This is a genomic window from Oceanicella actignis (assembly GCF_008124525.1).
GTDB lineage: Bacteria > Pseudomonadota > Alphaproteobacteria > Rhodobacterales > Rhodobacteraceae > Oceanicella > Oceanicella actignis.
The window spans coordinates 89,197-114,281 of the sequence record NZ_VNHJ01000010.1; the positions used below are offsets into that span (position 1 = coordinate 89,197).

The 25,085-nt window shown below is 71.2% G+C and carries 24 protein-coding genes and 1 tRNA gene; 17 read left to right on the forward strand and 8 right to left on the reverse strand.

What is annotated here, in order from left to right; all coding sequences use genetic code 11:
• Position 1: 1 nt before the first annotated feature.
• The 4 genes from LY05_RS13275 to LY05_RS13290 form a co-directional block, all read right to left on the reverse strand.
• On the reverse strand, positions 2-715 hold the full coding sequence (locus LY05_RS13275; RefSeq protein WP_148923478.1) for an RsiV family protein: 714 nt from the start codon (positions 713-715) through the stop codon (positions 2-4).
• A complete protein-coding gene (locus LY05_RS13280; protein ID WP_148923479.1) occupies positions 703-1,488 on the reverse strand; it encodes an enoyl-CoA hydratase in 786 nt (261 codons plus the stop codon). The genes LY05_RS13275 and LY05_RS13280 overlap by 13 nt, the downstream gene beginning before the upstream one ends.
• 60 nt (positions 1,489-1,548) lie before the next feature.
• Positions 1,549-1,860 carry a hypothetical protein gene (locus LY05_RS13285; protein WP_148923480.1) on the reverse strand — a complete coding sequence of 104 codons (312 nt, stop codon included), beginning with the start codon at positions 1,858-1,860 and terminating at the stop codon, positions 1,549-1,551.
• Positions 1,861-2,014: 154 nt separating this feature from the next.
• A complete protein-coding gene (locus LY05_RS13290) occupies positions 2,015-3,367 on the reverse strand; it encodes an alpha/beta hydrolase family protein (protein ID WP_249041951.1) in 1,353 nt (450 codons plus the stop codon).
• 184 nt (positions 3,368-3,551) lie between these two features.
• On the opposite strand from LY05_RS13290, the gene LY05_RS13295 reads away from it, so the two are divergent.
• From LY05_RS13295 to LY05_RS13315, 5 genes are all read left to right on the forward strand, one after another.
• Positions 3,552-3,989, forward strand: a complete 438-nt coding sequence (locus LY05_RS13295; protein WP_211356332.1) for a PaaI family thioesterase — start codon at positions 3,552-3,554, stop codon at positions 3,987-3,989.
• 174 nt (positions 3,990-4,163) lie between these two features.
• A complete protein-coding gene (gene rplM, locus LY05_RS13300) occupies positions 4,164-4,628 on the forward strand; it encodes a 50S ribosomal protein L13 (RefSeq protein WP_072747897.1) in 465 nt (154 codons plus the stop codon).
• 2 nt (positions 4,629-4,630) lie between these two features.
• Positions 4,631-5,122, forward strand: coding sequence for a 30S ribosomal protein S9 (gene rpsI, locus LY05_RS13305; protein ID WP_072747898.1), 492 nt, complete (start codon positions 4,631-4,633; stop codon positions 5,120-5,122).
• A 207-nt stretch (positions 5,123-5,329) separates the two neighbouring features.
• Positions 5,330-5,821, forward strand: coding sequence for a CreA family protein (locus tag LY05_RS13310; protein ID WP_148923481.1), 492 nt, complete (start codon positions 5,330-5,332; stop codon positions 5,819-5,821).
• 41 nt (positions 5,822-5,862) lie between these two features.
• Positions 5,863-7,431, forward strand: coding sequence for a DNA recombination protein RmuC (locus LY05_RS13315; RefSeq protein ID WP_148923482.1), 1,569 nt, complete (start codon positions 5,863-5,865; stop codon positions 7,429-7,431).
• Positions 7,432-7,598: 167 nt separating this feature from the next.
• Here LY05_RS13315 and LY05_RS13320 read toward each other — a convergent pair whose 3' ends face one another.
• Together LY05_RS13320 and LY05_RS13325 are read right to left on the reverse strand one after the other, a co-directional pair.
• Complete coding sequence (locus tag LY05_RS13320) at positions 7,599-8,792, reverse strand: BaiN/RdsA family NAD(P)/FAD-dependent oxidoreductase (RefSeq protein WP_148923483.1); 1,194 nt, start codon at positions 8,790-8,792, stop codon at positions 7,599-7,601.
• A gap of 86 nt (positions 8,793-8,878) precedes the next feature.
• A tRNA-Leu gene (locus tag LY05_RS13325) sits at positions 8,879-8,965 on the reverse strand.
• Positions 8,966-9,124: 159 nt separating this feature from the next.
• Between LY05_RS13325 and lipB the strand changes: the two genes are divergently transcribed.
• The 4 genes from lipB to LY05_RS13345 all read left to right on the forward strand — a co-directional run bounded on the left by lipB (position 9,125) and on the right by LY05_RS13345 (position 12,649).
• Positions 9,125-9,781, forward strand: a complete 657-nt coding sequence (gene lipB / locus LY05_RS13330; protein ID WP_148923484.1) for a lipoyl(octanoyl) transferase LipB — start codon at positions 9,125-9,127, stop codon at positions 9,779-9,781.
• Positions 9,782-9,879: 98 nt separating this feature from the next.
• The gene (locus LY05_RS13335) at positions 9,880-10,299 is read left to right on the forward strand and encodes a c-type cytochrome (RefSeq protein WP_072747903.1); all 420 of its coding nucleotides are present in this window, start codon (positions 9,880-9,882) and stop codon (positions 10,297-10,299) included.
• 165 nt (positions 10,300-10,464) lie between these two features.
• Positions 10,465-12,111 (forward strand): cytochrome c oxidase subunit I, encoded by a 1,647-nt coding sequence (ctaD, locus tag LY05_RS13340; RefSeq protein ID WP_148923485.1) that lies wholly within the window; start codon positions 10,465-10,467, stop codon positions 12,109-12,111.
• Positions 12,112-12,115: 4 nt separating this feature from the next.
• Positions 12,116-12,649, forward strand: a complete 534-nt coding sequence (locus LY05_RS13345; protein WP_148923486.1) for a DUF2244 domain-containing protein — start codon at positions 12,116-12,118, stop codon at positions 12,647-12,649.
• Here the strand turns inward: LY05_RS13345 and LY05_RS13350 are convergent.
• Complete coding sequence (locus LY05_RS13350) at positions 12,637-13,062, reverse strand: hypothetical protein (protein ID WP_125459043.1); 426 nt, start codon at positions 13,060-13,062, stop codon at positions 12,637-12,639. The two genes, LY05_RS13345 and LY05_RS13350, sit on opposite strands and share 13 nt — an antisense overlap.
• 232 nt (positions 13,063-13,294) lie before the next feature.
• Between LY05_RS13350 and mgtE the strand changes: the two genes are divergently transcribed.
• From mgtE to LY05_RS15610, 5 genes are all read left to right on the forward strand, one after another.
• Positions 13,295-14,674, forward strand: a complete 1,380-nt coding sequence (gene mgtE, locus LY05_RS13355; RefSeq protein WP_148923487.1) for a magnesium transporter — start codon at positions 13,295-13,297, stop codon at positions 14,672-14,674.
• A 129-nt stretch (positions 14,675-14,803) separates the two neighbouring features.
• Positions 14,804-15,676: an AAA family ATPase gene (locus LY05_RS13360; RefSeq protein WP_245728528.1), complete on the forward strand. Its 873-nt coding sequence runs from the start codon at positions 14,804-14,806 to the stop codon at positions 15,674-15,676.
• Complete coding sequence (locus LY05_RS13365; protein ID WP_072747909.1) at positions 15,677-16,933, forward strand: vWA domain-containing protein; 1,257 nt, start codon at positions 15,677-15,679, stop codon at positions 16,931-16,933.
• Positions 16,934-17,041: 108 nt separating this feature from the next.
• Entirely contained in the window at positions 17,042-18,121 is a 1,080-nt protein-coding gene (locus LY05_RS13370) for an XdhC family protein (RefSeq protein WP_072747910.1), read from the forward strand.
• A gap of 10 nt (positions 18,122-18,131) precedes the next feature.
• Positions 18,132-19,775: an NTP transferase domain-containing protein gene (locus LY05_RS15610; RefSeq protein WP_148923488.1), complete on the forward strand. Its 1,644-nt coding sequence runs from the start codon at positions 18,132-18,134 to the stop codon at positions 19,773-19,775.
• A 439-nt stretch (positions 19,776-20,214) separates the two neighbouring features.
• Here LY05_RS15610 and LY05_RS13380 read toward each other — a convergent pair whose 3' ends face one another.
• Positions 20,215-21,285, reverse strand: coding sequence for an alcohol dehydrogenase family protein (locus tag LY05_RS13380; protein ID WP_148923489.1), 1,071 nt, complete (start codon positions 21,283-21,285; stop codon positions 20,215-20,217).
• Positions 21,286-21,981: 696 nt separating this feature from the next.
• Here LY05_RS13380 and LY05_RS13385 point away from each other — a divergent pair.
• The 3 genes from LY05_RS13385 to LY05_RS13395 form a co-directional block, all read left to right on the forward strand.
• Positions 21,982-23,166: a M24 family metallopeptidase gene (locus tag LY05_RS13385; RefSeq protein WP_148923490.1), complete on the forward strand. Its 1,185-nt coding sequence runs from the start codon at positions 21,982-21,984 to the stop codon at positions 23,164-23,166.
• Positions 23,167-23,467: 301 nt separating this feature from the next.
• Complete coding sequence (argE, locus tag LY05_RS13390; protein WP_170259009.1) at positions 23,468-24,634, forward strand: acetylornithine deacetylase; 1,167 nt, start codon at positions 23,468-23,470, stop codon at positions 24,632-24,634.
• 176 nt (positions 24,635-24,810) lie between these two features.
• A partial coding sequence (locus tag LY05_RS13395) for a helix-turn-helix domain-containing protein (protein ID WP_148923492.1) occupies positions 24,811-25,085 on the forward strand: 275 nt, incomplete at its 3' end.

Below are 25,085 nucleotides of genomic sequence, written 5' to 3' on the forward strand. Positions count from 1 at the left end.
CTCAGCGCGGGCCGCGCGTCGGCGCGCCGGCGAACAGCGCGCGCAGCTCGGGCCGCAGCCATGGGCCGAGGACGGCCTGCGGGATCGCGACCTGGCGCGCCGCCGCGTCCGGGCCAAGTTCGCCCGGCGCGAAGTGAAAGATCAGCCCGCCGATGCGCCCCGGCGCGTCGGACGGGGCCAGGGTAAAGGCCTGAAGCACGGCCGCGTCGGGAACCGTGGCCGCGTCGAGCGCCTGCGGCGCGACGTCGGGCAGGGCGCCCAGGGCCGCGCGCAGCGATTGCGACGCCCGCGCCAGCCCCTCGCGCAGGGGCCGTCCGGGCGCGAGCAGCGCGTCGAGGCGGAGCATGCGCCCCGTCGCGCGGTCCCAGCTGATCGGGTCGAGAAACAGCTCGGCCGGGCCGGCGGCGGGCTGCAGCGCGACCGTCCGCAGCGCCGAGGCGAAGCGCGGGCCGACATGCGCGGGCGCAAGCGTGATGCGCAGGCTGATCGGGGCGGCGCCGGGCTCGGCGGCGCGGGCGCGCGCTTCGGCCAGGATGGCGGCGTTTTCCTCGTCGAGCAACGCCATCAGATCGGGCGCCCCGGCCAGCGTGTCGGTTGCGTCGATGCGCGCCTTCAGCCCGCCTTCGGCGACGACGATGGCGGGCGCGGCCCCAGCGCCGCCCGCCGCCGCCGCCATGACCGCGGCCAGCGCCGCGGCGCGGATCACGCGGGCCATTGCGGCGGCCGCTTCTGCAGGAAGGCCTCGACGCCCTCGGCCGTGTCGCGATGGATCATGTTCTCGGCCATCACCCGTCCGGCATAGGCGTAGGCGGCCTCGAGCGGCATCTCGGCCTGGGTGTAGAAGGCCGACTTGCCCGTGCGCACCGCCACCGGCAGCTTGGCGGCGATGACCTCGGCCAGCGCGCGCGCCGCCGCGCCCTGCTCGCCCTCGGGGGCGATGCGGTTGATCAGGCCGATGCGCCGCGCCTCTTCGGCGTCGATGAACTCGCCCGTCACCAGCATCTCGAACGCCTTCTTGGCGGGCACGTTGCGCGTCAGCGCGACCATGGGGGTCGAGCAGAACAGCCCGATATTCACCCCGTTGACCCCGAAGCGCGCCGTCTGCGCCGCCACGGCCAGATCGCATGTGGCGACCAGCTGGCAGCCTGCGGCGGTGGCGATGCCGTGGACCTCGGCGATGACGGGCTGGGGCAGGCGGGTGATCGAGGTCATCATGCGCGCGCATTGGGCGAACAGAGCGTTGTAGTAGGCGCGGCCGCCGTCGGGGGCCTGGCGCGCGGCCTGCATCTCGCGCAGGTCATGGCCGGCGCAGAAGGCCTTGCCGGCGCCGCGGATGATCACGACGCGCACCTTGGGGTCGACGGCGATGGCGTCGAGCTGGGCCTGCAGCGCCGTCAGCATGGCCTCGCTGAGGGCGTTGAGGGCCTCGGGGCGGTTGAGGGTGAGCATGGCGACGCCGCCCTCGTCTTCGCGAATGAGTATGGTCATCCCTGTCCTCCTTGTGGGCGCGCGCAGCCTAGCGCGCGCCCGCCGCGGAGGGAACGCGGATCAGAAGGGCAGGAAGCCGTCGTTCAGCTCGTAGCGCTTGACCGCCAGCAGCGGCTGGTCCCCCTCGAGCGAGAAGACGAACACGTTCGCGCCGTCGGCGGCCAGGGTCAGGCGGCAGAACACGGCCTCGGGGTCGAATTCGGCGGGGCAGGAGTCGAGGTCGGCGTGTTCGACGGCGCTTTCGAACACCTCGTAGGTCAGCACGCCGCCCTCGAGATATGCGGGGCCTTCGGGGTGCTTTTCGCCCGGGCCAGAGGCCAGCGCGGCCGCGGGGGCGAGGGCGAGCAGGGCGAGAAGGGATGCGCGGGTCATGGGAATGCTCCGTTCGTTCTTGCGCGGGAATCGCGGGGCAAATCCATATCAAAACAATCGGGAACAACAAGGCATGTCGTAGCGTTTCAGTCGGAAAAGGCCGCCACCCATCGGATGGCGGCCCGCAGCCTCGGGTTCCCGGCGGACGGCGCGCTCAGCGCGCGCCCTTGGCCAGGTGGCGCAGCTCCAGCCCGACGGCGGTGCGCTTGCGAAAACCCTTCCAGTAGCTGTGCTCGGGCTTGGGCTTGCCCTCTTCGTCCAGCGCCCAGACGCCCTCGGCGGCGACGGGGACCAGGTCCAGATAGGCGGCGCGGCCTTCGTCGCCCTTCAGCCGCCAGTCGAACCACGCGGTGGCGAAGTGCTGCAGGATGTTGTTCATGCGCACCGTGTCCCAGACCGCGTCGGCGTAGTGTTCGAAGGGCGGGAAGTCGATCTTGTCCGAGGGCTCCCAGCTCTCGATCGGGGCGGGCATGGGGGCGGCGGCGTTGTGGTTGGCGTTCTGGAAGGTCAGCAGCCAGCGATCCGCGCCGGTCGAGCGTTCGAACATGGTCTTGACCCCGGGATCGTAGCCCGACACGTCGTCGGCCGAGCCGGCGACGTAAAGGATCGGCTTGCGCACCCCTGCCAGGCCTGCATCGTCCCAGAAGCCGTAGTTCCAGCCCCATGGGGCGATGGCGATCACGGCCTTCAGGCGCGGGTCGATCAGCGCCTCGTGGCTTTGCGAGCCGGCCTTGTGGATGGCCAGCGTGCCGTCGGGCGCGCCCCAGGCATGGTCGATGCCGGTCTGCGCGACGCCGCCGCCGGCGCTGATGACCGCGCCGTAGGCGCCCATCGAATAGCCGACCAGTCCGGCGTTTTCGGCGTCGGCCAGCCCGGCCAGAAATCCGTCGCCCGCCGCGCGGCGCGCGATCTCGTCCAACGCGAACTTCTGGTCGAGGGGCCGGTTGACCAGCGTCGAGCCGAAGGCGGCCTTGTCGTGATACATGCTGTCGGTGTGGTCGATCGAGACAACGACATAGCCCTTGGTCGCCAGGTTCTCGGCCAGGTGGCCGAGCAGGTAGCGGTTGCCCGGATAGCCGTGCGAGACGATCACCACCGGGAAGGGGCCCTTGTCCGAGGGGGCGGCGTCGCGCGCCGCGCGGCCGCGGATGATGGCATGGCGTTCGCCGTCGCGCAGGATGACGTCGTAGGTTCCGCCCTGGGGCGCGTCGTCGGCGGCCGGATACCAGACCTCGAGCGTCAGCGGGCGGTCATAGGTGGGGCGCGCCCCGTCCTTGACGTTGAGGATGTCGAGCTGGCCCGGATTGACCACGTTCAGCGTGCGCACGCCGATGCGGAAGGGGCCGGGGGCGGCCAGTTCGGGCGCGTCGGGGCGGATCAGGTCGATGCGGTTGTCGTGGCTTGCGGTCATGTCCTCGGCGGCCGCGGCGGGGGCGGCTCCTTGGGCGACGGCCAGCGCGGCGCCGAGCGCGGCGGCGCGCGCGCCCGCGCGCAGGTTGATGGTCATGGCGTTTCTCCTCCTGAGTGGCGGCGCGCCGGGGCGGCGCCGCCGCGGCAGGGTAGCGCGGCGGCGCGCGCGCTGTCATGAAGATTGCGCAACGATGTTCCGGCCTGCGGAACGGCGGGGGCTTGCGCCGCGCGCCGCGCTTGCGCCAGATGGAACGCCCAACGACCCCGAAAGGAGGCCGCCCATGCGCCAGCCCGCGATGACCGCCGCCGAGGTGAAGGACTATCTGATCGAGGTCTTTCCCCAGACCGCCCATCTGTTCGAGATCGACGAGATCGCGCCGATGCGCGCGCGCGTGCGCATGCTTACCGGCCCCGAGCATCTGCGCCCGGGCGGCACGGTTTCGGGGCCGACGCTGTTCACCCTGGCCGACTGCGCCTTCTACGTGGCGACGCTGGCCATGATCGGGCGCGTGGCGCTGACGGTGACGACGAACTGCTCAATCAACTTCATGCGCAAGCCGGCGCCGGGCGCGCTTGTGTGCGAGGCGCGCATCCTCAAGCTGGGCAAGCTCCTGAGCGTGGGCGACGCCACGATCTGGTCCGAGGGCGCGTCCGAACCGGCGGCGCATGCGGCGCTGACCTACGCGATTCCGCCAGGGCGCGGCGAAAATGTGGGGTAATAGAATACCCCACATGTCAAGCCATTGAATCACGGGCGAAAAACCGCGGCGAACGCGATTGACTTGCGCCGCGAAATCCTTACAACGACGCCATCCGGGCGCGGCCGGCCAAGCAGGCGGCGCCCTCGATCGTTTCGCGGGCGCTCGCGCCCAAACCCAATGGACGGAAAGACCATGAAAACCTATTCCGCCAAGCCGGCCGACATCGAGAAGAAGTGGGTCGTCATCGACGCGGAGGGCGTTGTCCTGGGGCGTCTGGCCTCGATCATCGCCATGCGTCTGCGCGGCAAGCACAAGCCCAGCTTCACGCCGCACATGGACATGGGCGACAACGTCATCGTCATCAACGCCGACAAGGTGCAGCTGACGGGCGTCAAGCGCGCCAACAAGACCTATTACTGGCACACCGGGCACCCGGGCGGCATCAAGTCGCGCACCGCGGCCCAGATCCTCGAGGGCGCGCACCCCGAGCGCGTGCTCTTCAAGGCCGTGCAGCGCATGCTGCCGGGCGGCCCGCTGTCGCGCAAGCAGCTGACCAACCTGCGCATCTACGCGGGCGCCGAGCATCCGCACGAGGCTCAGCAGCCCGAAGTTCTGGACGTGAAGTCCCTCAACAAGAAGAACACCCGGAGCGCCTGAACATGACCGACGAGATCAAATCGCTCGACGAGCTGAAGGACGCCGTCGCCGGCGCCGAGGCCCCGGCCCAGGCCGCTCCGACCCCGCGCGAGCCCGTGCGCGACGAGCTGGGCCGCTCCTACGCCACCGGCAAGCGCAAGGACGCCGTGGCCCGCGTCTGGGTCCGCCCCGGCTCGGGCAAGGTGGTGGTCAACGGCAAGCCCATGGACGTCTATTTCGCGCGCCCGGTGCTGCAGATGGTCATCCGCCAGGCCTTCCAGGTGGCCAATGTGGACGGCCAGTTCGACGTGATGGCCACCGTCAAGGGCGGCGGCCTGTCGGGCCAGGCCGGCGCGGTCAAGCACGGCATCTCGAAGGCGCTGTCGCTGTATGACCCGGCGCTGCGCCCCGCGCTCAAGGCCGCGGGCTTCCTGACCCGCGACCCGCGCGTGGTCGAGCGCAAGAAGTATGGCAAGCGCAAGGCCCGCCGCAGCTTCCAGTTCTCGAAGCGCTGACGGCCCGAACAGGCGGCCATCGGATGCAGGGGCGCAGCTTCGGCTGCGCCCCTTTTCGTCGCGCCGACGCGCTCTTGCGCGACATCCCGGGGGCGGGCGCCGGCGCGGGCGAGCCGGGGCGCGCGGCGCCCCTTGCCTCGGGACCGCGCCTCTGCTTCAACCGGGGCGGGCGCCGCTGCCGGGCGTCCGCAGCCGGGAGGCCTTGCCATGCGTCGCGCCGCTCTTGCCCTCGCCGCCCTGACCTGCGCCGCCGCGGGCGCGCGCGCCGAGCAGATCGGCGAGGTCTCGACCGCCTTCAAGCTGATCGGGCCCAATCACAAGGTGGTGGTCGAGGCCTTCGACGATCCCAAGGTCCAGGGGGTCAGCTGCTTCGTCTCGCGCGCGCGCAAGGGCGGGCTGTCCGGCGCGCTGGGCGTGGCCGAGGACACCTCGGACGCCTCGATCGCCTGCCGTCAGACGGGGCCGATCCGTTATCTTGCGCCGCTCGAGGCGGGCGAGCAGGTGTTCCGCAAGCGCACCTCGCTGGTCTTCAAGACGCTGCAGGTGGTGCGATTCTACGATCCGGCGCGCAATACGCTGATATATCTGACATATTCCGACCGGCTGATCGACGGCTCGCCCAAGAACGCGATCTCGGCCGTGGTCGCGGCGCCATGGGGGGCCGAACCCGCGCCCCCGCCGCCCGAGTATCGGGAGTGACGCCGGGATTTTCTGAAGTTCGTCCCTCAAGGCTCTGAAATATGCAGGAAGTTCTTGTTCTCGTCACCATTCTCGCCCTTCTCGGCCTGCTGGCCGCGCTGTTCTGGGCGCGCGGGCGCGCGAACGAGCCGGGCGAGCTGCGCGCGCGGCTCGGCCAGCTCGAGGCCGCGCATGAGGTCGCGCAGGCCGAGCTGCGCCGCCTGGCGCAGGCCGAGACCGAGGCCGCCGAGCTGCGCGAAAGGCTGAGCGAGTCGCGCGCCGAGGCCGCCGCCGCCGCCGCCGCGGTCGAGCGGCTGACCGAAGAGCGCGCGCGCGCCGAAGCCGACCAGGCCCAGCGCCGCGCCGAGCTGGCCGAGCGCCTGGCCGCCGCCGAGACCCGCGTCGACGAGCTGCGCGCCGAGCTCGAGGCGGCGCGGCGCGAGCTGGCCGCCCAGCGCGCCGCCGCCGAGCAGGAGCGCCTTGCCGCGCAGGAAAAGCTGACCCTGCTGCAGCAGGCGCGCGACGCCATGACCAAGGAGTTCAAGCTGCTGGCCGAGCAGGTGGTGCGCGCGCAGGGCGAGGATCTGACGCGCGCGCATCAGGAGCGCCTCGAGGCCGTGCTGGCGCCGCTGCGGCAGAATCTGGGCGCCTTCGAGAAGCAGCTGCGCGAGGCCCATGGCGACGCCGCCAAGGAGCGCGCGGCCCTCGCCGCCGAGATCCGCTCGCTGACCGCGCGTTCGGAAAAGGTGTCGAAAGAGGCCGAGAATCTGGCCCGCGCGCTCAAGGGCGACAACCGCGCCGCCGGCGCCTGGGGCGAGATGGTGCTGTCCTCGCTGCTCGAACGCTCGGGTCTGCGCGAGGGCGAGGAATACCTGCTCCAGCCCGGCCATCGCGACGACGAGGGCCGCGCCCTGCGCCCGGACGTGGTGGTGCTGCTGCCCGGCGACCGGCGCCTGGTGATCGACAGCAAGGTTTCGCTGCTGGCCTATGAGCGCGCCATGTCGGCCGAGGACGAGGCCGAGCGCAAGAAGGCGCTGGACGCGCACGCGGCCTCGATCCGCCGGCATGTGGATCTGCTCTCGTCCAAGGAATACCACGCGCTGGACGATGGCGCGGCGAATTACGTGGTGATGTTCATGCCCGTCGAGGGGGCGCTGGCCGAGGCGTTGCGCGCGCGCCCCGACCTGACCGCCTACGCGGCGGAAAAGCACGTGATGATCGCCACGCCGACCACGCTGATGATGACGCTGCGCACGGTCGAGAACGTCTGGCAGGCCGAGCGGCGCAACCGCAACGCGGACGAGATCGCCCGCCGCGCCGGGCTGCTCTACGACAAGCTGGCCGGCTTCGTCGAGGATCTGAAGAAGGTCGGCGCGCATCTGGACAAGGCGCAGGCGGCGCATGGGCAGGCGCTGGACAAGCTGGCGCGCGGCCGCGGCAATGCGCTGGGGCAGATCGACAAGCTCAAGGAGCTGGGCGCGCGCACGCAAAAATCGCTCGGCCTCGATTACGACGAGCTTCCCGACGCGCTGCCCGGCCGTCCGGCCGCGGGCGCGCTGCCGCCGGCGTCCGAGCCCTCGGCCGAGACGGAAGAGGGGGCCGCCCCCGGCGCGGCGCGCGCGCGCGGCTGACTGCGGGGCTGACTGCGAGGCTGGCTGCGGGGGCGAGCGCGCGGCCGGCGCCTTCGCGCCCTCGCCGCCTCGGGCCGTCGCCCCGACCTGTCGCCCTCGGCCAGTCGCGCTTGGCCAGTCGCCCTCGGGCGATCGCGCGTGGCCAGGCGCCCCCCGGCCGATCGCCCTCACACGGCCTGGCCCGCGGCCCAGCCGCTGGACCAGGCCCACTGGAAGTTGTAGCCGCCCAGCCAGCCGGTGACGTCGGCCGCCTCGCCGATCACATGCAGGCCGGGGACGGCGCGCGCCTCCATGGTGCGCGAGTCGAGATCGCGGGTGTCGACGCCGCCCAGCATCACCTCGGCCGTGCGCCAGCCTTCCGAGCCGACCGGCTTGACGCGCCAGGCGTGGACCGCCTCGGCCAGCGCGCGCAGGCTGCGATCGGGCAGGGCGGCGAGCGGCGCCTCGGCCAGGCCGGCGCCTTCGGCGACGAAGCGCGCAAGGCGGCGGGGCATGTGCTCGGCCAGGACCGCCGCGGCGCTGCGCCGCCCGCCCTGCGCGCGGGCCTGGCGCAGCGCGTCGAACAGCTCGGCGCCGGGGGCGAGGTCGATGCGCAGCGCGTCGCCCTCGCGCCAGTAGGACGAGATCTGAAGGATCGCCGGGCCGCTGAGGCCGCGATGGGTGAAGAGCAGCGCCTCGCGAAAGGCGGTCTTGCCGCAGGCGGCCTCGGCCTCGACCGAGACCCCGGACAGGGGCGCCGTCCGGGCCAGCGCGGCGGCGTCGAAGGTCAACGGAACCAGCCCCGGCCGCGTGGGCGTGACGCGCAGCCCGAAGCGCCGCGCCAGGCGCAGGGCGAAATCGGTGGCGCCCATCTTGGGGATCGACTTGCCGCCGCAGGCCAGCACCAGGCGCCGAGCGCGCAGCTCCTGCCCGTCGACCTGCAGGGCGAAGCCGCCCTCGACCGCCCGCGCGTCGCCGACCTGCGCGCCAAGGCGCAGCTCGGCGCCGGCCTCGCGCATGTCGTCGGTCAGCATCGCGACGATGTCGCGCGCGCTGCGGTCGCAGAACAGCTGGCCCAGCTTCTTCTCGTGCCAGGGGATGCCGCGCCGGTCGACGCGCGCGACGAAGTCGCGGGCGGTGAAGCGGCGCAGCGCCGAGACGCAAAAGCGCGGGTTTTCGGACAGATAGGCGTGCGGCGCGGCGTTGAGATTGGTGAAGTTGCAGCGCCCGCCGCCCGAGATGCGGATCTTCTCGCCCGGGGCGCGGGCGTGATCCAGCGCCAGCGTGCGCCGGCCGCGCCGCGCCGCCTCGATCGCGCACATCATTCCCGCCGCGCCTGCGCCCAGAATGACGACGTCCCAGCTTTGCGTCGGCCGGTTCATCGGCGGGCGCCCTCGCATCGGTTCGAGCGAAAAGGAAAAACGCCCCGAAGCGGGGCGTTTTCACGGGTTTCCCGCCTTGCGGGAGATGGTGCGGTCGAGAAGACTCGAACTTCCACGGGTTTTACCCCACAGCGACCTCAACGCTGCGCGTCTACCAATTCCGCCACGACCGCATCGTGCCGTGGGGCGCGATATATCAAGGCGACTCGGCTTTGTGAAGAGGCGCGCCGCGCCTTGCGGGCATTTTCCGCGCGGTCTTGAATCGCGCCCGCGCGGGGGCTAGCACGCATGGAGGCTGCAGGGGGCCGCGGGGGCCACGCGAAGGGGACGAGATGGTCGAGTGGCGCATATCTGACGAGCCGGTTCCCTATCAGGACGCGCTGGAATTCATGGAGGCGCGCGCCGCGGCGATTCGCGATCGGGGCGCGCCCGAATGCGTGTGGCTGCTCGAGCATCCGCCGCTCTACACCGCCGGGACCAGCGCCCGCCCCGAGGATCTGATCGCCCCGGACCGCTTTCCGGTGCACCAGGTGCGCCGCGGGGGCCAATACACCTATCACGGGCCGGGCCAGCGGGTGGCCTATGCGATGCTGGACCTCGACCGGCGCGGGCGCGACGTGCGCCGATTCGTCTGGTCTCTGGAGGAGTGGCTGATTCGCACCCTCGCCGCCTTCAACGTGGTCGGAGAGCGGCGCGAGGGCCGCGTCGGCGTGTGGGTGCGCCGGCCCGACAAGGCGCCCGGCCCCGACGGCGCCCCGGCCGAGGACAAGATCGCCGCCATCGGCGTGCGCCTGCGCCGCTGGGTCTCCTATCATGGGGCGGCGCTGAACGTGGACCCGGACCTGTCGCATTTCGAGGGCATCGTGCCCTGCGGCATCCGCGGCCATGGGGTGACCAGCCTTTGGGACCTGGGCGTGTGCGTCGGCATGGCCGAGGTGGACATGGCCCTGCGCGACGCCTTCGCGCAGGTGTTCGGCGCCGAGGCGTGACGAAACGTCCCTGCCATTTTCGGCGCGGGGCGCTATCATTGCGACACGAAACAGCCAGTTCCGGCGTCCCTCAGGCGCCGGCTAGCAAGGAGAGAAGAATGAGCTTTCGCGTTCTGACCGCCCTGGCGGGCCTCGCGCTTTCGGCCTCGCTCGGCACGGCCGCTCTGGCCGGCGACCCCGCCGCGGGCGAGAAGCTGTACAAGAAGTGCAAGGCCTGCCACGCCATCTCCAATGGCGACGAGGTGATCCAGAAGGGCGGCAAGACCGGCCCCAACCTTTACGGTGTGATCGGGCGCAAGGCGGGCTCGGTCGAGGGCTTCCGCTATGGCGACGATCTGAAGGCCGCGGGCGAGAAGGGCCTGGTCTGGGACGAGGCGCTGCTGGCCCAGTATGTGGCGGACCCCAAGGGCTTCCTTCAGGAGTATCTGGGCGACAAGTCGGCCAAGTCGAAGATGTCGTTCAAGCTCAGCAAGGGCGGCGAGGACATCGCGGCCTATCTGGCCTCGGTCGCCAAGTGAGGCGGGCCGGCCCCGCCTCGGGCGGGCGGGGCCTTTGGCCGCATGAAGGGTTTCGGGCGCGAACTGTTGTTGTCCGAAACCCTGCGGGCGGTTAAACCCAGACCACGAAGCCCCCTCGCCCCGCGGCGCAGGGGTTGCACGTTCAGATGCGGCAGGAGTGCACACATGGCCGACGCAGCGGTTCATGCGCATGACGAACACCCCAGGCCGGGGTTCTTCACGCGCTGGTTCCTATCGACGAACCACAAGGACATCGGAATTCTTTACCTGATCACCTCGGCGGTGCTGGGGCTGATCTCGGTGGCGTTCACCATGTACATGCGGCTCGAGCTCATGGAGCCGGGCGTGCAATACATGCTGATGGAAGACGGGGTGACCCCGAACGGCCATCTGTGGAACGTGATGATCACCGCGCACGGCATCCTGATGATGTTCTTCGTGGTGATCCCGGCGCTTTTCGGCGGCTTCGGCAACTACTTCATGCCGCTGATGATCGGCGCGCCGGACATGGCCTTCCCGCGCATGAACAACCTCAGCTACTGGATGTACGTCGCCGGCTCGGCTCTGGCGGTGCTGTCGGTGGTCAGCCCCGGCGGCAACGACCAGCTGGGCTCGGGCGTGGGCTGGGTGCTGTATGCGCCGCTGTCCACGCTTGAGGGCGGCTACTCGATGGATCTGGCGATCTTCGCGGTGCACGTCTCGGGCGCCTCGTCGATCCTGGGCGCGATCAACATGATCACCACCTTCCTGAACATGCGCGCCCCGGGCATGACGCTGCACAAGACGCCGCTCTTCGCCTGGTCGATCTTCGTCACCGCCTGGCTGATCCTGCTGTCGCTGCCCGTTCTGGCGGGCGCCATCACCATGCTGCTGACGGACCGCAACTTCGGCACCACCTTCTTCGATCCGTCCGGCGGCGGCGATCCGATCCTGTATCAGCACCTGTTGTGGTTCTTCGGCCACCCCGAGGTCTACATGATCATCGTGCCGGGCTTCGGCATCATCAGCCACGTGATCTCGACCTTCTCCAAGAAGCCGATCTTCGGCTACCTGGCGATGGTCTACGCGATGGTGGCGATCGGCGTGCTGGGCTTCGTCGTGTGGGCGCACCACATGTACACGGTCGGCATGAGCCACACCCAGCAGGCCTACTTCATGCTGGCGACCATGGTCATCGCGGTGCCCACGGGCATCAAGATCTTCTCGTGGATCGCGACCATGTGGGGCGGCTCGATCAGCTTCAAGACGCCCATGCTCTTCGCCATGGGCTTCCTGTTCCTGTTCACCGTCGGCGGCGTGACGGGCGTGGTGCTCAGCCAGGCGGGCGTGGACCGCTACTATCACGACACCTACTACGTGGTGGCCCACTTCCACTACGTGATGAGCCTGGGCGCGGTGTTCTGCATCTTCGCCGGCATCTACTACTGGATCGGCAAGATGTCGGGCCGCCAGTATCCGGAATGGGCCGGCAAGCTGCACTTCTGGCTGATGTTCATCGGCGCGAACCTGACCTTCTTCCCGCAGCACTTCCTGGGCCGGGACGGCATGCCGCGCCGCTACATCGACTACCCCGAGGCCTTCGCCAAGTGGAACGAGGTGTCCTCCTACGGCGCCTTCCTGTCGGGCCTGTCCTTCGTGTTCTTCTTCGGCATCGTGATCTACACCGTGTTCTACGGCAAGCGCGTGACCGAGAAGGCTTATTGGGGCGAGCATGCCGACACGCTCGAGTGGACGCTGCCCAACCCGCCGCCCGAGCATACCTTCGAGACGCTGCCCACCCCCGACATGTGGGACAAGCAGCACGCGCACTGACGCCATGGCGCGACAGAGCCCAATTCATGCGGCGGCCGGGGATTCCCCGGCCGTTCGCCGTCAGGACCCCCCGCTTTACGAGGCGCGGCTGTGGCCCAACCGCTCGCTCTCGTCCCGCGGCTTCCGCTGGGTGATGGGGGGGGCGGCGGCGATGATGGCGCTGCCCTTCATCCCGCTGGCGGGCACGCCCGTGGCGGCGGGGCTGGCGCCCTTCGCGCTGGGCGCGCTGGCGCTGTTGTGGCTGATGATCCGGCGCAACTACCGCGACGGCCGGCTGACCGAGACGTTGCGCCTGTGGCCCGACGTGATCGAGGTCGAGCGCCGCGAGCCGGACGGGCGCGTGCTGCGCTGGAGCGCCAATCCCTACTGGGTCAAGCTGCGCCTGCACCCCGAGGGGCGCCCCGAGAATTACCTGACGCTGGAAGGGGGCGGCCGCGTGATCGAGCTTGGCGCCTTTCTCAGCCCCGAAGAGCGGGTTGCGCTGGCGGCCCAGATCGAGGATGCGCTGGCGCGCGCGCGGCGCGCTCAGCCGCGGTAGAACTTGCCGATGCCGGGGCCGGCGCCGGCCAGTTCGTCGGCGCGCCGGATCAGCTCGGCGCGCCGATCGCGCAGCGCCAGCGCGGCGCGCGCCAGGGCCACGAAGCCGGCTCCGAAATCGCCGCGCGCGTCGAAGGCGCGCAGGTCGTTCTCCAGCTCCCACAGATCCTCGTTCACCTCGCGCAGCTCGGCGATCAGCGCCTCGATCTCGGGCGTGTCGGGCAGGGCGGCGTGGCGCGCCTCGGTCAGCGCGGCCAGCCGGCGCCCGGCCACGGCGCGCTGGGCGGCGCCGGGCAGGCGCGCGGCGCGCAGCTCGTGAATCGTCATCCTGTCGAGCAGCTCGCCGGGCGACAGCTCCGCCAGGACCGCGCCCGGCGCGGCCCGCCGGTCGCTTGCCATCCGCTCACCGTTCATGTTCCGCATCTCCCCTTGCGCTTCGGGCGCGATCGGCGCGCCCCAGCGAACCGCCCTTTCGACCGATAACATGACCGGCACGCCCTTGCAGTCGTGTAAATCCGCCCTCGGGCGGCGCGCGCGCTTTTCAAGGGGGGGCGGGCTGCGTTATCCGTGGTCGGCGCGAAGCGGCCCGGCGCCGCGGCGCCGTCCGATTCTCCACCGCCCCGCACAACGACGAAAGGACCGGACCATGGCAGCCGACGACGCGCAGGACCACGAGGGCGCCTCGGCCTTCGAGCTTGACGCCGATCTTGTCCAGGCGGTGCGCGAGGCGCTGGAGCAGGGCGCGCGCGAGCGCGTTCTGGAACTGGTCGAGCCGCTGCACGAGGCCGACCTTGCCGACCTGCTCGAGCAGCTGGACGCGGACGAGCGCGCGATGCTGGTGCGCGTGCTGGGCCGCGATCTGGACCCCTACGCCCTGACCGAGCTGGAAGAGGGCGTGCGCGACGAGGTGCTCGAGGCCATGGCGCCCGAGGATCTGGCCGCCGCGGTCAAGGAACTGGACGCCGACGACGTCGTCTATCTGGTCGAGGATCTGGACGAGGACGAGAAGGCGCGCGTCCTGCAGGCGCTGGACCCGGTCGAGCGCGTGGCGGTCGAAAAGTCGCTGACCTATCCCGAGGACACGGCCGGCCGCCTTGCGCGGCACGAGATCGTCACCGCGCCGCCGTTCTGGACGGTCGGGCAGATGATCGACGCCATGCGCGAGGCCGAGGAGCTGCCCGACGATTTCCACGACGTGGTTCTGATCGATCCCAAGGTCGAGCCGGTGGGGCTGGTGCCGCTGTCGCGCATCATGGCCGCCCCGCGCGCGACCCGCCTCGAGGACATCAAGCGCGAGGAGATGCACGTCCTCAAGGCCGACACCTCGGTCGAGGACGTGGCCTACGCCTTCCAGAAATACCGCATGCTGACCGCGCCGGTGGTCGATGCGGACGGCCGCCTTGTGGGCGTGATCGAGTTCGAGGACGCGGCCGAGCTGATCGACGACGAGGCGGAAGAGGACCTCAAGCTGCTGGCCGGCGTCGGCGACGAGGAGCTGTCCGACAGCGTGTTCGAAACCGCCAAGGCGCGCTTTCCGTGGCTGTTCGTCAACCTGCTCACGGCCATTCTCGCCTCGATCGTGATCGCGCAGTTCGACCGGGTGATCGAGCAGATCGTGGCGCTGGCGGTGCTCATGCCCATCGTCGCCTCGATGGGCGGCAACGCGGGCACGCAGACGCTGACGGTGGCGGTGCGCGCGCTGGCCACGCGCGACCTGACGCCGGCCAACGCATGGCGAATCATTCGCCGCGAGGCGCTGGTGGGCCTGGCCAACGGCCTTGCCTTCGCGGTCATCGTCTCGGGGGTGGGGCTGATCTGGTATGGCGATCCGACGCTGGGGCTGGTGCTGGCGGCGGCGATGGTCATCAACCTGGTGGCGGCGGCGCTGGCGGGCATCCTGATCCCGATCGGGCTCGACAAGCTGGGCGCCGATCCGGCCCTGGCCTCGGGCACCTTCGTCACCACGGTGACGGACGTGGTGGGCTTCTTCGCCTTCCTGGGGCTTGCGGGCGCGCTCATGCTCTGACGTCGACCGGCGCCTTGGCAGGGGTTGATTTTGCGCCGGCAAGCCCTTCCATTGTGTGCACGCATGAACAAGGAGCCCGCCGTGACCAAGGCCGCCGCACTTCCCGCCTCGATCGACGAAACCCAGCGCATGCTGGCCGAGGTCGGCTACGTCGCCGACCGGGCGCTGAGCACCGTGGTGTTCCTGGCGCTGAAGCTGGGGCGGCCGCTCCTGCTCGAGGGCGAGGCGGGCGTGGGCAAGACCGAGATCGCCAAGGCCCTGTCGGCGGCGCTCGAGCGCCGGCTCATCCGCCTGCAGTGCTACGAGGGGCTGGATGCGGCCTCGGCGGTCTACGAGTGGAACTTTCCCGCGCAGATGGTCGCCATCCGCACCGCCGAGGCGGTGGGGACCGAGGATCGCGAGGCGCTGACCGAAGAGCTGTTCTCGTCCCGGTTCCTGATCGAGCGGCCGCTGCTTCAGGCCATGCGCCCGCAGCCGGGCGGCGCGCCGGTGCTGCTGATCGACGAGCTCGACCGCACGGACGAGCCCTTCGAGGCCTTCCTGCTCGAGGCGCTGTCGGATTTCCAGGTCACGATCCCCGAGCTGGGCACGATCAAGGCCGAGACGCCGCCCATCGTCATCCTGACCTCGAACCGCACGCGCGAGATCCACGACGCGCTCAAGCGCCGCTGCCTTTATCACTGGGTGGACTATCCCGATTTCGAGCGCGAGCTGCAGATCCTGCGCGCCCGCGCGCCCGAGGCGCAGGAAGAGCTGTCGCGCCAGGTGGTGGCCTTCATCCAGACGCTGCGCACCGAGGATCTGTTCAAGAAGCCCGGCGTGGCCGAGACCATCGACTGGGCCAAGGCGCTGGTGGCGCTGGACGTGGTGGCGCTGAGCCCGCAGGTCATCTCGGACACGCTGGGCACGATCCTCAAGTATCAGGACGACATCGCCAGGATCCAGGGATCCGAGGCGCAGCGCCTGCTGGACGAGGCCAAGCGCAAGCTGGAGCCGGCGTAAGTGGCGACCTACGCGGATCTGCCGCTGCCCGAGGACGGTAAGCTGGCGCACAACATCCTGCATTTCGCGCGGGCGCTGCGCGCGGCGGGCGTGCCGGTGGGGCCTGGCCGCGTGGTGGACGCGGTGCGCGCGGTCGAGGCGGCGGGCTTCTCGAGCCGCGCCGATTTCTTCTGGACGCTGCACGCCTGCTTCGTCAGCCGCCCCGAGCACCGACAGGTCTTCGCGCAGACCTTCCGCCTGTTCTGGCGCGACCCGCAGTTTCTCGAGCACATGATGTCGCTGCTCATGCCCATGGTCCGCGGGGCGGCCGAGCCGCACAAGCCCAGGGACGCCGAGCGCCGCGCCGCCGAGGCGCTGCTGGCCGGCGCCGAGGCGCCGCCGCCGCCGGCCGTCGATGAGAAGGACGAGGCCGAGATCCAGATCGACGCGCGCCTGACCTTCTCGGCCGACGAGAAGCTGCGGCAGATGGATTTCGAGCAGATGACCGCCGCCGAGCAGGCGCGCGCGCGCGCGGCCATCGCGCGGCTCGAACTGCCGGTCAAGCCGCTGGCCTCGCGGCGCACGCGGCCCTCGGCGCGCGGGCGCGGGCCCGACTGGCGCGCGACCATGCGCGACGCGATGCGCCATGGCGGCGACGTGCGCGCGCTGAAGATGCGCGCGCGCCGCACGCGCTGGCCCAATCTGGTGGCGCTGTGCGACATCTCGGGCTCGATGTCCTCCTACAGCCGCATGTTGCTGCACTTTCTGCACGCGGCCTCGAACGCGCGCGGCGCCGGCTGGGCCAAGGTGCACAGCTTCACCTTCGGCACGCGGCTGACCAACATCACCCGCCACCTGCGCCAGCGCGACGTGGACGCGGCGCTGAACGCCGCCGGCGCCGAGGCCCGGGATTGGGAAGGCGGCACGCGCATCGGCGAGTGTTTGCACGCCTTCAACCGCGACTGGTCGCGCCGCGTTCTGGGGCAGGGGGCGGTGGTGCTGCTGATCACCGACGGGCTGGACCGCGACGATCCCGACCGCCTGGCGCGCGAGGCCGAGCGGCTGCGCCTGTCGTGCCGCAAGCTGATCTGGCTCAACCCGCTGCTGCGCTGGGAGGGCTTCGCGCCCAAGGCCGGCGGCGTGCGCGCGCTGCTGCCGCATGTGGACAGCTTCCGCGCCTGCCACAATCTCGACAGCCTGACCGACCTTGCCGACGCGCTGACGCGCGCCGACGACCAGGGCGACAAGCGGCGGCTGATGAAGCTGCTGCAGGACTGATCGCGGCCCGCGCGCCATCGGCCTTTGTGAGGGGTGGAAACGGCTCGGCGCCGGGGCCATAGTGAAGGTGGGCGCAAGGATGCGCGCCGCAACGCGAGGATCGGGCCAATGTCCGCCAGCCATGACGACATCATCGAAGCGGCGCTGGGCTGGATCGACGCCGGCAAGGGCGCCGCGCTGGCCACCGTGATCGAGACCTGGGGCAGCGCGCCGCGCCCGGTGGGCAGCCAGCTGGCCGTCTCTTCCGAGGCCGAGCTGATGGGCTCGGTCTCGGGCGGCTGCGTCGAGGGGGCGGTCGCGGCCGAGGCGCTCGAGGCCATGCAGGACGGCCGCTGCCGGGTGCTGGAGTTCGGCGTCTCGGACGAGGACGCCTTCGCCGTCGGCCTGGCCTGCGGCGGAACGATCCGCGTTCTGGTCGAGCCGATCGGCGTGGGGCAGGGGCCCGACGCGGCGCTGCTGCGCGATCTGGCCGCGGCGCGGGCGGCGCGCCGGCCGATCGCCTATGTGGTGGCCCCTTCGGACTGGAGCCGCCTTCTGCTCGACGCGGCCTGCGGCACGCCGCTGGGCGAGGCGGTGCGCGAGGGGATGCGCGCCGACCGCTCGGGCTTCGCCGTCGTCGAGGGCGAGGAGTGGTTCATCAACATCCACAACCCGCCGCTGCGCATGATCGTGGTCGGCGCGGTGCACATCGCCCAGGCCCTGGCGCCGATGGCGAGGCTGGCCGGCTATGACGTGACCCTGATCGACCCGCGCGACGCCTTCGCCGCCGAGGCCCGCTTTCCGGGCGAGCGGATCGTGCGCGCCTGGCCCGACGAGGCGATCGACGCGCTGGGGCTCGATGCGCGCACGGCGGTGGTGACGCTGACGCACGATCCCAAGCTGGACGATCCCGCGATCCGCCGCGCGCTGCGCTCGGATGTGTTCTATCTGGGCTGCCTCGGCTCGCGCAAAACCCATGCCAAGCGCGTCGAGCGCCTGCGCGCGGCGGGCTTCTCGGATGACGAGATCGCACGCATCGACGCGCCCGTGGGCCTTGACGTGGGCGCGCGCACCCCGGCCGAGATCGCCGTCGCGGCGCTGGCTCAGGCGACCGAGCGCCTGCGCCGCCCGCACACCCGGCCCGGCGCGGCGCATGCGTCCGGCCCCGAGGGCGCCGCGCGCGCGCCCGCCCCGGCCGAGACGGCATAGGAGGGGGCGGGTGCAATTCGGCCCGATACCGCTTGACCAGGCGCGGGGCTGCATCCTGGCCCATTCGATGAATGTGGGCGGCCGGCGCCTGCGCAAGGGGGCGCCGCTGAGCGACGACGACCTGGCCGCCTTGCGCGCGGCGGGCCACGAACGGGTCGTGGCCGCGCGGCTTGGCCCCGAGGACATGCCCGAGGACGCCGCCGCCGCGCGCGTGGCCGCGGCGCTTGCGCCCAATCCGACCGCGGCGGGGCTGAGCGTCTCGGCGCCCTTCACCGGGCGGGCGAACCTTTACGCGCTCACGGGCGGCGTGCTGCGGGTGGATGCGGCGCGCATCCACGCGCTCAACGCCGTGCATGAATCGGTCACCGTCGCGACCTTGCCCGACATGGCGCGGGTCGAGCCGCGGCAGATGGTGGCGACGGTCAAGATCATTCCCTACGCCGCCCCGCGCGCGGCGGTCGAGGCGGCTTGCGCCGCGCTTGCGGGGGGCGGGGCGCTGCGGCTGCATCCGCCGCGCATTGGCTCGGCCTCGCTGATCCTGACGCGCACGCCGGGCATGAAGGAAAGCCTGATCGGCAAGGGCGCCGAGGCGGTGCGCCGGCGCCTAGCGGCGCTTGGGGTGAGCGAGCTGGAGGTGACGAGCGTTCCGCACGAGGTCGCGCCCCTGGCCGAGGCGCTGCGCGCCGCGCGCGGCGAGCTGGCGCTGATCCTGGGCGGCTCGGCCACCTCGGACCGGCGCGACGTGGGCCCCGCCGCCGTCGAGGCCGTGGGCGGCGAGATCGAGCGTTTCGGCATGCCGGTCGATCCGGGCAACCTGCTGTTCCTGGCGCGCCTGGCCGACGGCCGGCCGGCGCTGGGCCTGCCGGGCTGCGTGCGCGCGCCCGCGCTCAACGGGGCCGACTGGGTGCTCGAGCGGCTGGTCTGCGCCGTGCCCATCAGCGCCGAGGACATCGCGCGCATGGGGGTCGGGGGGCTTTTGAAGGAGATCCCCTCGCGCCCGCAGCCGCGCGCGGGCGGCGCGCGCGCGGCGGCGCGGCCGGTGGTCTCGGCGGTGGTGCTGGCGGCCGGGGCGGGGCGGCGCATGGGCGGGCGCGACAAGCTGCTCGAGCGCGTCGGCGCCGAGCCCCTCTTGCGGCGCATCGTGCGCGCGATGCTCGATTCGGACGCGGACGAGACGATCGTGGTCCTGCGCCCCGAGGACGAGGCGCGCCGCAAGGCGCTGGAGGGATTGGACGTGCGCATCGTCGAGAACCCGGTGGCGGCCGAGGGCATGGCCTCGTCGATCAGGGCCGGGCTGCGCGCGCTGCGCCCCGACGCCGACGCGGTTGCGCTGGCGCTTGCGGACATGCCCGAGATCGGGCCGGCGCACATGAACGCGCTCATCGCCGCCTTCGATCCCGACGAGGGGCGTGCGATCGTGCGCGCGGCCGACGAGGACGGCCGCCCCGGCCATCCGGTGCTGTTCGGCCGCCGCTTCTTCGAAAGCCTGTCGCGGCTGACGGGGGACGAGGGCGCGCGCGAGGTCCTGCGCGAGAACGCCGATTTCGTCCTGGCCGTGCGCACGCCGGGCCATGGCGCGCGCATCGACCTGGACACGCCCGAGGCATGGGCCGCCTGGCGCGCCGACGCCGCGCCGCCGCTGGCCGGAGGGTGACGCGCGCAGCCCGCGGCGGATGGCGGGGCGCGCCTGCCGCCGCCGCATCGGCCGCAATGCGCCTCGAAGGCGAAGATCGCGCCTTCGTCGTCTCGGCTGCGGCGCGCGGCCAGAGCAGGGTGGCGCGATGGGCCATCGCTCGTGAGGAGGGCGGAGGCCATGGCGGTTCGGCGCCGGCGCCCTGTCCAAGCCCGCCCGCGGCCAAGGCGGCGCGTGCTTGCCAGCGCCTTGCGCATCGGCGCCAAGGCGGTGGCCGTGCCAAGCGGCGGCGATCGGCGCCGGGTCGCATGCGCGATCGGGCCGGGCGCGTCAGGGGGCCATGGCGCGTTGGCTGGTCGATGGCCGAGGGAACCGGCGTTGCGCTCGGCCTTCCAGCAACTCGCCCGTCCGCAACGCCCGTGCGGGCCCTTCGGGGCGTTTTCGCAAGCCGCCGCCGTCCCTAGGGAATCGAGAGGGCGATCTTTCCGATATGGCCTTTCTTCAGAAACGCCTCCTGCGCGCTTCGGATCTTGGACAATGGATGGACGTCGGCCACAACCGGGCGAATTTCGCCGCGTTCGACATAGGCGACCAGATCGGGGAAGACCCGCGGGTCCTGCCGGGTGCTGCCGATCAGGGTCTGATCCTTCAGATACAGCGTCCGCAGGTCCAGCTCGACGATCGGCCCGGCGATGGCCCCGGAGGTCACATAGCGCCCCCGCACCCTCAGCGCCTCGAGCAGTTCGGGCCAGCGCGGCCCGCCCACCAGGTCGAGAACCACATCGAATGAGTCCGTAGGAAGCGCGTCCTCGCGCCCCAGTATCGCGTCGGCGCCAAGCTCGCGCAGGGCCTCGGCCTTCGACGGGGAGGTGACCGCGGTCACATGGGCGCCGCGCCGTTTGGCCAGCTGGATCGCCGCCGATCCCACCCCGCCGGAAGCGCCGGTGATCAGAACCCGTTCGGGCCCGAGATCGGCGCGCTGGATCGTGCCCTCGGCGGTCGAGAACGCGCAGGGAAAGGAGGCCAGCTCGACGTCCGTCAGCGGGCTGTCGATCGCCACGGCATGCTCGGTCTCGATGACCGTGAACTGCGCGAAGGCGCCGTCGCGCTCCGAGCCGAAGGTATGAAGCGCATGGGGATCCTCGCTGCCGGCTGGGCGGTGGATGGGGCGGACCAGCACCCGTTGACCCACGCGGCCGGCGTCGACGCCTTCGCCCACCGCGACGATCTCGCCGCAACAATCCGCGCCCTGGATGCGGGGAAACGAAAGAGCGCCCGACCAGGCGCCATCGGCGTCCGACGCGCCGCCGCAGCCCGTCGTTGCGGCGGAATTCGTGTCGCCGCGCACGGCCTTGGAATACCAGCCCGTCCTCGTGTTCACGTCGGTGTTGTTCACGGCCAGGGCGCGCACGCGGATCAGCACCTCGCCGGGTCCCGGCCGCGGCACGGGGACGTCCTCGCGATAGACCAGCTTCTCGAGGCCGCCATGGCCGGTCAGAAGGACGGTTTTCATCGTGGAGGGCAGGGTCATGTCGGTCCTTTGGCGAGGTGTGGCGGACGATCGGCATGGTTGCGGCGGAACGTTGTGCCGGCTCGCGCAGGATAAACAGCGAAAAGGGATCGCCGCCGCGCCCATGCGGCGCATCCGCTTCGGCATGAACGCCGCGGCCGCCCATGGCGGCATTTTCCACGAGGCGACGGCGGAGCCGACGATGCCTTGCGCGCCTGCGCCTCCGGCCGGCGACGGCGGCCTCGCGGGTCAGAGATCCGATGTCGGGATCGCGCGCGGGCGGCGTCGGTCAGGGCGCGGACGGCCCGCATGAAACGGGCGCCGAAGGCCGCATGGCGCGTGCGCCGGGCGAAGATCTACTTGGCGGCAAGGCGGCCCTGACCCGACATGGCCGGCGCGAGGCCGCCAGGCGGCGCCTGCGCTTGCTTGGCTCGGTCCGCGCATCGGCGGCGGCAAGGAAGCGCCCGATCCGGGCGGTCGCGGAGAAGGGCAGGGGGGCCGCAACGCCCACCCAAGCGCAATCTCCTCATGGGCCTCGATGGCGGTCGCGAGCAGGCGAAGGCTTGCGGCGGCGCGGTCCGCATGCCGTCGAAGGCGAAGTCCCCGACATGCGGGCCGGAGGCGGCGGCGCCGATCGCGCCGGGCGAGGCGCGCATGTCTGTTGACCGCGCCCATCGTTCGATCCTACCGTCAAAAGGCCCTTCCGCGGAGTTGGCCATGCTCCAACGCGCCCTTCCTTTCGGCCTCGAGGAATACGCCGACCGTTTGGCGCGGACCCGCGCGTCGATGGCGGCGCGCGGCATGGATCTGCTGATCGTCGTTGATCCGGCCAACATGGCCTGGCTGACGGGCTATGACGGCTGGTCCTTCTACGTGCACCAGGGCGTGATCGTTCCCATGGACGGCGACCCGATCTGGTGGGGCCGCGGGATCGACGAAAACGGCGCGCGCCTGACCACCTGGCTTGCCGACGACAACATCCGCGCCTACGCCGACGACTTCGTGCAGTCGCGCGAACGCCACCCGATGGAGGATCTTTCGCGCCTGATCGCGGCCGAGGGCTGGGACAAGGGGCGCATCGGCGTCGAGATGGACTGCTTCCAGTTCCCGGCCGCCGCCTTCGCGGCCCTCAGGCGCGGCTTGCCCGACGCGCGCTTCGTGGACGCCGGCGGGTTGGTGAACTGGCTGCGCAGCATCAAGTCGGCGCAGGAGATCGCCTTCATGCGCAAGGCGGCGCGGATCGTCGAGTCCATGTATGACGTCATCTTCGCGCGCGCCCGCCCGGGGCTGAGAAAGAACGAGCTGGTGGGCGATCTGGTGCGCGCGGGCATCGTCGGAACGGACGCCTTCGGCGGCGATTATCCGGCGATCGCGCCGATCGTGCCGTCGGGCGAAGAGGCCTCGACCTCGCATCTGACCTGGAACGACAAGCCGTTGCGAAAGGGCGAAGCGACCTATTTCGAGATCGCCGGCTGTCATCGGCGCTACCACGCGCCGCTGTGCCGGACGATCCATCTGGGCAAGCCGCCCGCGCATGTCCTGAACGCCGAAGCCGCGCTGCTGGATGGGCTCGCCGCCGGGATCGAGGCCGCGCGGGCGGGCAATCGCGCCTGCGACGTGGCCGCGGCGCTCTTCGCCGTCTTCGAGCGGGCGGGGATCGCGAAGGATTCGCGCTGCGGCTATTCGGTGGGGCTGGGCTATCCGCCGGACTGGGGCGAACGCACGATTTCCTTCCGCCGTTCGGACGAAACCGAGCTGAAGCCAGGCATGACCTTTCATTTCATGCCCGGCATCTGGGCCGATGGCTGGGGCGTCGCGATCACCGAAACCATCCTGATCCGCGAAACCGGCGCGGCCGAGCCCCTTGCCGACGTGCCGCGCGCGATCTGCGTGATCGACTAGAGAAGGGGCGCTATCCGATGCAGCGCGTGCGGGGACGGCTTGCGGCGCCAGGGGAGCGGAGCCCGGATGCAGGCGCATCGCGGCGCGCGACGGACCGGGGCCTCGGCCGCCGACGCGCCGCCCGCAGGAGGGGCACGCGGCACGCCGCGCCCGCAAGCGGCGCCTGGGCGCGTGGGGCGGGGGCGCTCGGCCGCGGTCATGGCGCCGCATGGCCAAGCGCAAGCCATCGTTCCCGCCGGGGGCAGGGCGCCGAACATGACCGCCCCCACGCCCCACGACACGCATGAGCAAGGATCGCGACATGTCGCCCCCGGTCCCCGACGCCATCGCCATCCTGGCCGATCTTGTTCGGTTTCGAAGTCTTTCGGGGCGCTCGAATCTCGACATCATCGGCTACATGACGGACATCCTGCGCCGTCATGGCGTCGCCTTCTCGCTGGATTTCGACGACCAGCGCCGGCGCGCCAATCTGTTCGCGACGATCGGACCCAGCGTCGACGGCGGCGTCGCGCTGTCGGGGCATACCGACGTCGTGCCCGTCGAAGGCCAGGCCTGGACCCGCCCGCCCTTCGAACTGACGCGCGAGGGCGAACGCCTCTATGGTCGCGGGGCGACGGACATGAAGGGTTTCCTCGCCTGCGCGCTGGCGATGGTTCCGCGCTTTGCCCGCGCCGATCTTGCGCGGCCCGTGCACCTGGCCTTCACCTATGACGAAGAGCCGGGCTCGATCGGCGCGCCGGGGCTGGCCCGTCACATCATAGCGCATGGGCCGCGTCCGGCCGCGGTGATCGTCGGCGAGCCGACCGAGGGAAAGGTGGTCGTGGGCCACAAGGGCGGATTCGAGATGCGCACGCGCTTTCGCGGCGTTCCGGCCCATTCCTCGGATCCGGCGCGCGGCGTCAGCGCCATCCACTGGGCGGCGCGCTTCGTCGTCTTTCTCGACAATCTGGGGCGGCGGATGGCGGCGGATGCGGATCCGGCCAGCGCCTTTCGCCCGCCCTGCAACACGGTGAACGTCGGCGTCATGCGAGGCGGCGCCGGACGCTCGATCATCGCCGAGGACTGCGCGCTGGATTGGGAGCTGCGCGTGACGCCGCCCGATGACGGCCGCGCGGCCATGGCCCGGATCATGCGATGGCTCGCGCGGGCCGAGGCCGAGATGCAGGCCGCATGCCCGCGGGCCGCGATCATGACGGAAACGATTTCCCGCTACCCCGGCCTCGCCTTCGATCCGACATCGCCCGCCCTGGCGATCGTGCGGGCGGCGAGCGGCGTTGACGCATGCGAAACCGTCCCCTTCGGCGCCGATGCCGGCTGCTTCGCCCGCGAAGGCCTGCCGGCGGTCCTGTTCGGCCCGGGCAGCATCCGGCAGGCCCATGTTCCGGACGAGCATATCGAGATCGCCGAGATCGCGTCGTGCCTTCGTTTTCTCGAACGGCTCGGCGAAAGGCTCGCCGCAAGCGCGTGAAACGGCGGCCTGCGCGCCCCGCTTCTTCGCTGTCGATGATTGTATCATGAGTTGCTCCTCCTTTCCCCCGGGCGCACGGAAAGAAGGTTAAGTGAACACATCGTGGAGAAGAGCCGGACGCTGATCTGTTCCCTTAACCTTCTTTCCGTGCGATACAGGGAAAGGAGGACCATCTCATGGGACAATCATCGACAGCAAAGAAGCGCGGGTCGCGTGACGCGGCGACGAAGGTGGCCGAGCAGCGCCTGAGCGTGCTTGAACTGGCCAGAGAGCTTGGCAACGTCGCCGAGGCATGCCGGCGGCGGGGCATGGACCGCACCAGCTTCTACGAATGGCGGCGGCGGTTTCAGACCCACGGCTTCGAGGGGCTGAAGGACCTGCCGCCGATCCACAAGAGCCACCCGCAGACGACCCCGCCGGAGACGGTGGAGAAGATCAAGGCGCTGGCGCT

Excerpts from the sequence above, each read along its gene's own strand:
- rplM (WP_072747897.1), top strand. The coding sequence starts at position 4,164 with ATGAAAACCTATTCCGCCAAGCCGGCCGACATCGAGAAGAAGTGGGTC.
- LY05_RS13335 (WP_072747903.1), top strand. The coding sequence starts at position 9,880 with ATGAGCTTTCGCGTTCTGACCGCCCTGGCGGGCCTCGCGCTTTCGGCC.
- LY05_RS13345 (WP_148923486.1), top strand. The coding sequence starts at position 12,116 with ATGGCGCGACAGAGCCCAATTCATGCGGCGGCCGGGGATTCCCCGGCC.
- LY05_RS13315 (WP_148923482.1), top strand. The coding sequence starts at position 5,863 with ATGCAGGAAGTTCTTGTTCTCGTCACCATTCTCGCCCTTCTCGGCCTG.
- LY05_RS13285 (WP_148923480.1), bottom strand. The coding sequence starts at position 1,860 with ATGACCCGCGCATCCCTTCTCGCCCTGCTCGCCCTCGCCCCCGCGGCC.
- lipB (WP_148923484.1), top strand. The coding sequence starts at position 9,125 with ATGGTCGAGTGGCGCATATCTGACGAGCCGGTTCCCTATCAGGACGCG.
- ctaD (WP_148923485.1), top strand. The coding sequence starts at position 10,465 with ATGGCCGACGCAGCGGTTCATGCGCATGACGAACACCCCAGGCCGGGG.
- LY05_RS13295 (WP_211356332.1), top strand. The coding sequence starts at position 3,552 with ATGCGCCAGCCCGCGATGACCGCCGCCGAGGTGAAGGACTATCTGATC.
- LY05_RS13320 (WP_148923483.1), bottom strand. The coding sequence starts at position 8,792 with ATGAACCGGCCGACGCAAAGCTGGGACGTCGTCATTCTGGGCGCAGGC.
- LY05_RS13370 (WP_072747910.1), top strand. The coding sequence starts at position 17,042 with ATGTCCGCCAGCCATGACGACATCATCGAAGCGGCGCTGGGCTGGATC.
- rpsI (WP_072747898.1), top strand. The coding sequence starts at position 4,631 with ATGACCGACGAGATCAAATCGCTCGACGAGCTGAAGGACGCCGTCGCC.
- LY05_RS13275 (WP_148923478.1), bottom strand. The coding sequence starts at position 715 with ATGGCCCGCGTGATCCGCGCCGCGGCGCTGGCCGCGGTCATGGCGGCG.
- LY05_RS13350 (WP_125459043.1), bottom strand. The coding sequence starts at position 13,062 with ATGAACGGTGAGCGGATGGCAAGCGACCGGCGGGCCGCGCCGGGCGCG.
- LY05_RS13380 (WP_148923489.1), bottom strand. The coding sequence starts at position 21,285 with ATGACCCTGCCCTCCACGATGAAAACCGTCCTTCTGACCGGCCATGGC.
- LY05_RS13385 (WP_148923490.1), top strand. The coding sequence starts at position 21,982 with ATGCTCCAACGCGCCCTTCCTTTCGGCCTCGAGGAATACGCCGACCGT.
- LY05_RS13310 (WP_148923481.1), top strand. The coding sequence starts at position 5,330 with ATGCGTCGCGCCGCTCTTGCCCTCGCCGCCCTGACCTGCGCCGCCGCG.
- LY05_RS13360 (WP_245728528.1), top strand. The coding sequence starts at position 14,804 with ATGCTGGCCGAGGTCGGCTACGTCGCCGACCGGGCGCTGAGCACCGTG.
- mgtE (WP_148923487.1), top strand. The coding sequence starts at position 13,295 with ATGGCAGCCGACGACGCGCAGGACCACGAGGGCGCCTCGGCCTTCGAG.
- LY05_RS13290 (WP_249041951.1), bottom strand. The coding sequence starts at position 3,367 with ATGACCATCAACCTGCGCGCGGGCGCGCGCGCCGCCGCGCTCGGCGCC.
- LY05_RS13280 (WP_148923479.1), bottom strand. The coding sequence starts at position 1,488 with ATGACCATACTCATTCGCGAAGACGAGGGCGGCGTCGCCATGCTCACC.
- argE (WP_170259009.1), top strand. The coding sequence starts at position 23,468 with ATGTCGCCCCCGGTCCCCGACGCCATCGCCATCCTGGCCGATCTTGTT.